Origin of the sequence: Bacteroides sp. OM05-10AA (assembly GCF_003439055.1) — a bacterium.
Taxonomy (GTDB): domain Bacteria; phylum Bacteroidota; class Bacteroidia; order Bacteroidales; family Bacteroidaceae; genus Bacteroides; species Bacteroides intestinigallinarum.
In genome coordinates this window covers 1-8,951 of sequence record NZ_QSUR01000074.1, presented here as the reverse complement: position 1 = coordinate 8,951, position 8,951 = coordinate 1, and the positions used below count along the sequence as shown (strand labels likewise).

The window sequence follows — 8,951 nt, the reverse complement described above, 5'->3', positions numbered from 1 at the left end:
CGGGACTTACACCCGTTAGATAATGCTCATGCCGAGCGTACAAAAAACGGCGGGAGATTTTGATTTTCTCCCGCCGTTGCCGCGTTCAGTTGATGATACCGTCTGCTCTGATTTGTAGAATAAGAGGTGTGGTCGATTTTGATTTTAGCGTCTGGACGAGCCGCTGCCGTATCCAGCGTCGAAAAACGACGCATGGATAACTTTTTATGGAAAAGCACAAGGCGATAATCATATCGAGATTATAATACTCCGCAATGCACAGTCTCCCATCGGGCAGGGTGGTCGTCTGTTCCCGACGTACCTCTTTCTCGCACAACTCTCCGGCGACAAGTATTTTTTTTATTTGCCGCACGACACTCGCCGCCAATATATTAAATGTATGCGCGATTTCTTCGACAGACATCCAAACGGTTCCGTCATCCGATAAGATAAGCGACACTTGAACTCCGCTCGTGTGCGATGGTTCGATTTTCAATGTTCCTCTATTCATGGCTTTATGCTTTTAACGCGATTTTCTCTATTTCATCCAATTTCCCGGAAAGAGCCTGCATATCACGACTTATTTTGTCGCTGGTTATGCGGGCATAAATTTGAGTGGTCTGGATATTCGTATGCCCCAGCATTTTGCTGACACTTTCGATAGGTACGCCTTTGGCGAGTGTCATGGTCGTGGCGAACGTGTGGCGGGCAAGGTGGAATGTGATATTCTTGCTGATACCGTATAAATCGCCTATCTCCTTCAAATACGAATTGAGCTTTTGGTTACTCAATACAGGTAGCAAAAGACCGTTCGGCAGTTTGCCCTCATATTTTTTCAGAATAGCCTGCGGCACTTTCAGCAGAGGCACGTTCACTGCCGTGTCCGTTTTTTGACGGGCAGTCATAATCCACGGCTTACCGTCGAACGAAATACGGATGTTCTCTTTCGTGAGATTCCGCACGTCGATATAAGCCAATCCCGTGAAGCACGCGAAGATGAACACGTCTCGTACTTGCTCCAAACGGCTGCAAGTAAATTTCTTTTTCAGGATTTTCTGTAATTCATGCTCCGTCAGATAACCTCTATCCACTCGTTTCAGCCGTATTTTGTAATTGACGAACGGATCGGTAAAAATCCAGCCGTTGTTTTTGGCCACAATGACGATCATGCGGAATGTCTGCATGAACTTGGCCGTCGTATTTTCATTACAGCCGCTTTCCGTGCGCAGGTAATTCTCAAAATCCGTAATAAACACATGGGAGATTTCTTTCAACGCGATGTCCTTGATCCGATACTTGGTCTGCATGAATTCCTCCAAACGTCGCATACAGCGGTCATACTTGGCATAAGTCGCCGCGCTTTTGCTGATACCGACCAATTTCTTCACATCTTCATTATGCGAACGGAACAGTTCCAGCAGAGTTTGTTGTCTCGATGTAATCCCCAGAAAAGCGTTGCGAACCTTTTCCGCCGTTACATACGCCTCATGTACCTCGATGTCGTGATAGTGATTTTTCAATGTCGTCCGTACATCGTCCAGCAGGGAATTAAGCTGGCGTGCTTTCAAGGAATTGCCCGCCATTTTTTGCGTATTGACATCCCACAACTCCGGCACTACATCCAGCTTGGAGCTGAATTGTACGATTTCGCCATTGACGGTCAAACGGATCATAATTCCCGACCTGCCTTCTTTGTTTACTTGATTCTTCCGAATGTAGAAAAGAATCTTGAATGTACTCTTGCTCATAATACCTCCTTTTTTTGCCTCTTTGCCGAGGGTAAAAACTTTTAGCGGCAAAGAAATAATTAATAATTGGGTTGTGAGCAGACACTTTGAAGACAACAAACGACAAATCAGAGACTTACCATAAAAATCGTTACTAAAATCAATCGTCCATTTTCAGTAACGATTTAGTAACGGTACTCTGTCCAAACGGGGCTTTTTTGTGTCTTTCGGATGTCCGAGAAGAGAAATAAAAAATCCCGTAAAACCTTGATTTTACGGGATTTGTCATACTTTGACCCCTTTTTGTCTTTGGGGTTCTGCGGAGAGAGAGGCTCTCGAACCTATACATTCAAGAAATATCATAAAATTGCAAATTACTGATAATCACACACAATTTGGAATACATAGTAAATCTAAATCTTTCTGAATATCTTTTGCTATTCCAAATATTGGGTGTATATTTGGGTGTAGAATTTCAAACGCACCCAATTATGAATATCAAACGAAACATCATTTTTGCATTGGAAAGCCGGAAAAAGAACGGTGTGCCAATTGTGGAGAATGTCCCCATCCGTATGCGCGTCATATACGCAAGCCAGCGCATTGAGTTTACAACGGGTTACCGCATCGATGTAGCCAAATGGGATTCCGACAAGCAGCGAGTAAAGAACGGGTGTACCAACAAATTAAAGCAAAGTGCATCTGAAATCAATGCCGATCTGCTGAAATACTATGCCGAAATTCAAAATGTGTTCAAGGAGTTTGAGGTACAGGAAACCATGCCAACTACCCAACAACTAAAGGATGCATTCAACCTGCGGATGAAGAATGCCAACGAAGAACAGCAGGAAGAAGCACAGATAAGTTTTTGGGAGGTGTTCGATGAATTTGTAAAAGAATGCGGCAATCAGAATAACTGGACTGAATCCACATACGAAAAGTTTGCAGCCGTTAAAAATCACCTCAAGGAGTTCAAGGAAGATGTGACCTTTGAATATTTCGATGAGTTCGGATTGAACGAGTATATCAATTTCCTGCGTGACAAAAAAGACATGAGAAACAGTACCATCGGTAAACAAATGGGATTCCTCAAATGGTTCCTGCGATGGAGCTTCAAGAAAGACTATCACCAGAATATAGCATACGATACGTTCAAACCGAAATTGAAAACCACCCCCAAGAAGGTAATCTTCCTGACATGGGAAGAGTTGAACAGACTAAAAGACTATCAGATACCCAAAGACAAACAGTATCTGGAACGTGTCCGGGATGTTTTCCTGTTCTGTTGCTTTACCAGTCTGCGTTATTCAGATGTTCGTAACCTAAAGAGAAGTGATGTCAAGTCCGACCATATAGAAGTCACCACCGTTAAAACGGCAGATAGTCTGAGTATTGAACTGAACAAGTACAGTAAAGCCATACTTGAAAAATACAAGGACATCCATTTTGAAAACCACATGGCATTGCCTGTTATCAGCAATCAGAAAATGAATGATTATCTGAAAGAACTGGGAGAACTGGCAGAAATTAACGAACCTATACGTGAAACCTACTACAAAGGAAATGAACGTATAGATGAAGTTACACCGAAATACGCATTACTCAGCACACATGCAGGAAGAAGGACATTCATCTGTAATGCACTGGCTCTCGGTATTCCTGCACAGGTTGTAATGAAATGGACAGGGCACAGTGATTATAAAGCCATGAAGCCTTACATTGACATAGCAGACGATATTAAGGCCAATGCAATGAACAAGTTTAACCAACTCTAAAAGTATCAGTCAGTTTCACAGATTATCCATTATTAGAGTTATCTTTGTTAAGTAATAGTTAGTGATATGGAAAATAACAACGAACATAATATAAAGAAAGGTCATTTTGATGCCTTTGTCCATGCTGTCGGTTCGGAAATAGAACAGGCACAAGTCCGACTCATTACCGCAGCCAATGCCCAGATGTTGTTCCATTACTGGAAAATGGGGAATTATATACTGTACCACCAACACCTACATGGGTGGGGTGGTAAAATTATCAAAAAATTGGCACAGGCAATCAGATTCAATTATCCTGAAAAGAAGGGATATTCGGAACGTAATCTTACTTATATGTGCCAGTTTGCCCGTTTATATCCGTTAAATGTACTTCGTAGTTTTATTGAAGCAGATTCAATACTGTCGGTCCCAAATATTCAAAACATTACTAATGAAGTCCTTAAGCTCAATAGCGGACAATTTACGCAGGAGCTTACTGCGCAAATACAATCAGCTGATAATCAATCTTTAGAAATTACGCAGGAGGTTCCTGCGCAATTTCAGAATGTAGCAAAAACAGTAGCAACCATCTATAAAATAAAAATAGAGGATATAGAAGATTTATTCTTGGCGTCACCGATTGCAAGAATAAATTGGGCAAGCCATATGGTCATACTCAATAATCCGCTACCATTGGGCGTAAGGTATTGGTATATGAAACAATCTGTAGAAATGGGTTGGAGCAGTAATGTGCTGAAAATGCAGATTGAAAGTAATCTGTATGACAGACAAATCAAGAGTAACAAGGTAAACAACTTCACTGCCACACTTCCGGCACCTCAAAGCGATCTTGCCAATTATCTGTTAAAAGACCCGTATATCTTTGACTTGGCAGGAGCAAAGGAAAAGGCTGACGAAAGGGATATAGAAGAACAGTTGGTAAAGCATGTAACCCGTTACTTGCTGGAAATGGGTAACGGCTTTGCTTTTGTTGCCAGACAAAAACATTTCCAGATTGGGGACAGTGACTTTTTCGCCGACCTGATCCTATATAATATCAAGCTCCATGCCTATGTTGTCGTGGAATTGAAAGCAACGCCATTCAAACCGGAATATGCAGGGCAGTTAAATTTCTATATCAATGTTGTAGATGATAAACTGAGGGGAGAAAATGATAACAAGACCATCGGTCTTTTGCTGTGCAGGGGTAAGGATGAGGTCGTGGCACAATATGCCTTGGCTGGATATGACCAGCCGATAGGTATCAGCGACTATCAATTGAGCAAGGCAGTACCCGAAAATCTGAAATCTGCCCTACCGAGTATAGAAGAAGTGGAAGAAGAACTGACCTTATTCCTTGACAAGGACAAGAACCCATAATATAAAGTATATGGCAGGAAAGATACAGACGATGATTCCCCAATATGGAGAACTCAACAGAATATACAGAGACTATATAGATAATTACGCTTTTTCTTTTGACAGGCAGAAATTCATATCGGATTTCTATCAGGAGTATAATGACATGAAATCCTTTGAAGCCGCTATCCTTGAACTGGTGCTTGACAAGCAAAAAGAGCAATACACCTTGATACTCAACAGCCTGAAAACTGAAATAGAAAAGAGCATACAGGCTTATGAGATACGCCCGTTAAGTGACAGAGCCATAGAACGTGCTTGCTATCAGCACATGGAAAGGTATTCTCAGGAAATTGAAGCCCAGCTGGATGTTACAAGAAGTCTGAGCAAGCCGCTGAATGAAGCCAACAACAGGTATGATTCCATTGGTTACAGGGAGCATACAGCCGAAGAGGAAAAACAGGCAGAGAAAGAATATGAACGCTGCAAGGCTGAATATGACAGGGAAAAAGCCAAACTGAACAAACTCTATGATCAGCAAAAGGCTGCAAGAACAGAGGCATTCCAATACATGAAGAACTGTTGTGCGGACATATACCGTCAAAGCTGCCTTTTTCTGGATATATTGAAGAAATACATTCCTGACGGAAAGCAAGAGAATAAATCAAGCGAGCCAATCAGTCAGCAGGAAACGACAGAAGAACAACAGGAATATTTCAGCATGAAATTACTTTCGCTCATTCATGAGGTGTGCATAGGAGAACAGTTCGAAGAAATTTCCGCACTGGATTTCTATGCCAATATGAATCTTCACCCCTGCAACTGTAAGCTGAAAATAAAACCGAGAGAGAAAATACGTGTATGCTATCTGATATTCCTGATGAGCGAGAAACTCTCCAAACAGGACAGGGACAAATGGAAAGACAGAATACTGAAACTGCTGGATATTGACGACAGCTACTACAAATCCAAGTACAAGGAGCCTGTTTCAGATTTCCCCAGTGACAGCAACCAAAATTTCGCCAAGGAAATGGAACATATATTCAGATAATCCGTAATATATCCTGATACTTTACGAAAGTTCCACTTTTACCACTCAAAATAATTTTTGAGTGGTATTTTTATTTTCTGATATTCAATAAGATACAATGATATTCAGTTTGTACCGTCCCCATCCTTACCACTCATAACCCTACCTAATTTTGCATCGTTCGAGAACAGAAATAACAGCCAGTGCGCAGGGCTGATTGTTTAACGACTAAATAGATTGGACGATGACAAATATCCAAGAATTATTATCAAAACCCGTCTGGCAGATGACAGGCGAAGAATTCATATTCCTGAGTAAGCACGCTTCAGGTCAGGCCGAAGCATTGCCGCAACCCGTTACAGACACGGAAAAGAAGTATGTGTACGGAATACTCGGTATAGCCAAACTGTTCGGGTGCAGTCTGCCCACTGCCAACCGCATAAAGAAAAGCGGTAAGATAGACAAGGCGATTACCCAGATAGGGCGCAAGATTATCGTAGATGCGGAATTGGCTCTTGAGCTTGCCGGGAAGAAAACAGGAGGACGGAAATAATGGGAGGTATGCTTATGGACTATATGAAAGAAATAAAGGAGATTTCGGCAGAACAGGCAATAATCCTTTGGCAAGCTTCACGCCTGAGTCTGTCGAAAATCTACGAAAAAGCACCTGAGATTCTAAAAGTGCAAGGTTCGGTCATTGGTACACTGGGCAATTTCAGTGCATCCATCGGCAAAGCCAAGAGTAAAAAGACTTTCAATGTATCGGCTATCGTAGCCGCCGCATTGAAAAACGGTACGGTACTGCGGTATGTTGCGGAACTACCGGAAGAAAAAAGGAAGATTCTTTATGTGGACACGGAACAAAGCCATTATCACTGTCTGAAAGTCATGAAACGTATTTTACGGCTTGCTGGTCTTCCTGATGACAGGGACAATGAACATCTGGAGTTTCTCGCTTTGAGGAAATACACGCCCGAACAGCGTATCAGGATTGTCGAACAGGCTATCTATAATACACCGGACATAGGGCTTGTAATCATAGACGGCATCCGTGATATGGTATATGACATCAACAGTCCGGGAGAATCGACACGCATTATATCCAAACTGATGCAGTGGACGGATGACAGGCAGATACACATCCATACGATACTCCACCAGAACAAAGGCGATGAAAACGCAAGAGGGCATATCGGTACGGAGCTGAACAACAAGGCGGAAACCGTTCTGCTGGTGGAAAAGGACAAGAGCAACGGGGATATAAGCAATGTTTCAGCCATGCACATCCGTGCAATGGATTTCGAGCCTTTCGCTTTCCGTATCAACGACAATGCATTGCCTGAACTCATAGAGGGGTACAGACCCGAAGCGAAGAAACCCGGAAGACCGGAAGAGGAAAAGTTTGACCCTTACAGACATATTAGCGAACAGCAGCACCGCATAGCACTGGAAGCGGCTTTCGGACTGAAAGAGGAATACGGCTACAAGGATCTGGAAACCTCCTTAATCAAGTCATATATGTCGGTAGGTGTAAAACTGAACCATCAAAAAGCGGTATCACTTATCACCATGCTCCGGAACAAACGGATGATAGTACAGGAGAACGGCAGGAAATACACGTTCAAGCCGGACTTTCACTATTAGACCGTATAACCTGTAATCACTTCACTTTATTCGGCAGGTCTATATATTAAGAATAAAGCGAAGCGGTTGTAGGGAATAGAAAAGCGCTTCACTTTATTACCGTATCCTATATATACGAAGATAAAGTGAAGTGATTATACAGACCGTACTTCATAAAAAAGTACGGGCGAAAAGAGAAATAAATATTCCAACCATTATTCAAACACTCATCTTATTATGGATATACAGACAGCAAAACAAATCAGGATAGCGGATTTTCTGTACAGTTTGGGATATTCTCCCGTCAAGCAGCAAGGTATTAACCTATGGTACAAATCCCCGTTACGGGAAGAGACAGAACCCTCGTTCAAAGTAAATACCGAGCGCAACCAATGGTATGATTTCGCAATCGGCAAAGGTGGAAATATCATCGCACTGGCACAGGAACTCTACTGTTCCGACTATGTGCCTTATCTTCTACAGAAAATCGAAGAACAGATACCACACATACGTCCCGTGTCTTTCTCTTTTGGCAAGCAATCATTTTCCGAACCGAGTTTTCAGCAATTGGACATTGTGCTGCTGGCTTCTCCTGCCCTGCTTGCCTACCTACAGGAAAGAGGGATAAACACGGCACTGGCGAAAAGAGAATGTAAGGAAGCCCGTTTCACCCACAACGGCAAACGGTATTTCGCCATTGCCTTTCCGAACATATCAGGCGGATATGAAATTCGCAACCGATATTTCAAGGGATGTATCGCACCAAAAGAAATATCCCATATCAGACAGTCAGGAAAACCAAGGAGTACATGTTACGTTTTTGAGGGATTTATGGATTACCTTTCCTTTCTTACTTTAAGGCTGGAAAGCTGTCCGCAATCACCCGACTTCGACAGACAGGATTACATAGTTCTTAATTCCGTAGCCAATGTTCCCAAGGCACTCTATCCGTTGGGAAGCTATGAGCGCATCCACTGTTTCTTTGACAATGACCGTGCAGGAATGGAAGCAATACAGCAAATCCGAAAGGAGTATGATGCTACCCGGTATATACGTGACGCCTCGCAAATCTACAGTGGATGTAAAGATCTGAACGAATATTTACAGAAACGAATAGCCGATAGGAAAGAGCAAGCGCAATCTGTCGAAAAGAGGAATGATACGCTATCCAAGAAACCGAAAGGCTTCCGGTTATAGCCCACTATAACTACACGCTTCGCTTTCGTAGTTGTGGGCTCTCCCGAGGGGATTAGGGCTTTGCCCTAATGACCCACTCAGGGCGTTTCACCCCTGAGAACCCCGAGCAAAGAGTGACCCTCTCTTTGCAATCTCCGCTTATGGGTTACCCCTAAGAACCCCTCTGCGAAAGCGAGCAAAGTAAATCAATTGTAAACAAAGGAAAGAAGCTATGGCAACAAAATCAAGCATACATATCAAGCCTTGCAACATCGCATCGAGCGAGGCACACAACCGAAGGAC

At 42.8% G+C, this 8,951-nt stretch carries 8 protein-coding genes; 6 read left to right on the top strand and 2 right to left on the bottom strand.

Going from position 1 to position 8,951, the window contains the following annotated elements:
- Window positions 1–85: 85 nt before the first annotated feature.
- The gene (locus tag DXB58_RS27290) at window positions 86–439 is read right to left on the bottom strand and encodes a hypothetical protein (RefSeq protein WP_147338754.1); all 354 of its coding nucleotides are present in this window, start codon (window positions 437–439) and stop codon (window positions 86–88) included.
- A gap of 55 nt (window positions 440–494) precedes the next feature.
- Window positions 495–1,727 (bottom strand): site-specific integrase, encoded by a 1,233-nt coding sequence (locus DXB58_RS27285; RefSeq protein ID WP_122138860.1) that lies wholly within the window; start codon window positions 1,725–1,727, stop codon window positions 495–497.
- Window positions 1,728–2,197: 470 nt separating this feature from the next.
- Here DXB58_RS27285 and DXB58_RS27280 point away from each other — a divergent pair, with 470 nt between their 5' ends.
- The 6 genes from DXB58_RS27280 (at window position 2,198) to DXB58_RS27255 (ending at window position 8,669) form a co-directional block, all read left to right on the top strand.
- Window positions 2,198–3,481: a site-specific integrase gene (locus DXB58_RS27280; RefSeq protein ID WP_021992115.1), complete on the top strand. Its 1,284-nt coding sequence runs from the start codon at window positions 2,198–2,200 to the stop codon at window positions 3,479–3,481.
- A 66-nt stretch (window positions 3,482–3,547) separates the two neighbouring features.
- The gene (locus DXB58_RS27275; RefSeq protein ID WP_007842332.1) at window positions 3,548–4,840 is read left to right on the top strand and encodes a YhcG family protein; all 1,293 of its coding nucleotides are present in this window, start codon (window positions 3,548–3,550) and stop codon (window positions 4,838–4,840) included.
- Window positions 4,841–4,850: 10 nt separating this feature from the next.
- Window positions 4,851–5,870 carry a hypothetical protein gene (locus tag DXB58_RS27270; RefSeq protein ID WP_007842331.1) on the top strand — a complete coding sequence of 340 codons (1,020 nt, stop codon included), beginning with the start codon at window positions 4,851–4,853 and terminating at the stop codon, window positions 5,868–5,870.
- A 223-nt stretch (window positions 5,871–6,093) separates the two neighbouring features.
- Window positions 6,094–6,402 (top strand): DUF3853 family protein, encoded by a 309-nt coding sequence (locus DXB58_RS27265; protein ID WP_007842330.1) that lies wholly within the window; start codon window positions 6,094–6,096, stop codon window positions 6,400–6,402.
- A 14-nt stretch (window positions 6,403–6,416) separates the two neighbouring features.
- Entirely contained in the window at window positions 6,417–7,493 is a 1,077-nt protein-coding gene (locus tag DXB58_RS27260; RefSeq protein WP_007852816.1) for an AAA family ATPase, read from the top strand.
- 216 nt (window positions 7,494–7,709) lie between these two features.
- Complete coding sequence (locus DXB58_RS27255) at window positions 7,710–8,669, top strand: toprim domain-containing protein (protein WP_007842328.1); 960 nt, start codon at window positions 7,710–7,712, stop codon at window positions 8,667–8,669.
- Window positions 8,670–8,951: the final 282 nt, after the last annotated feature.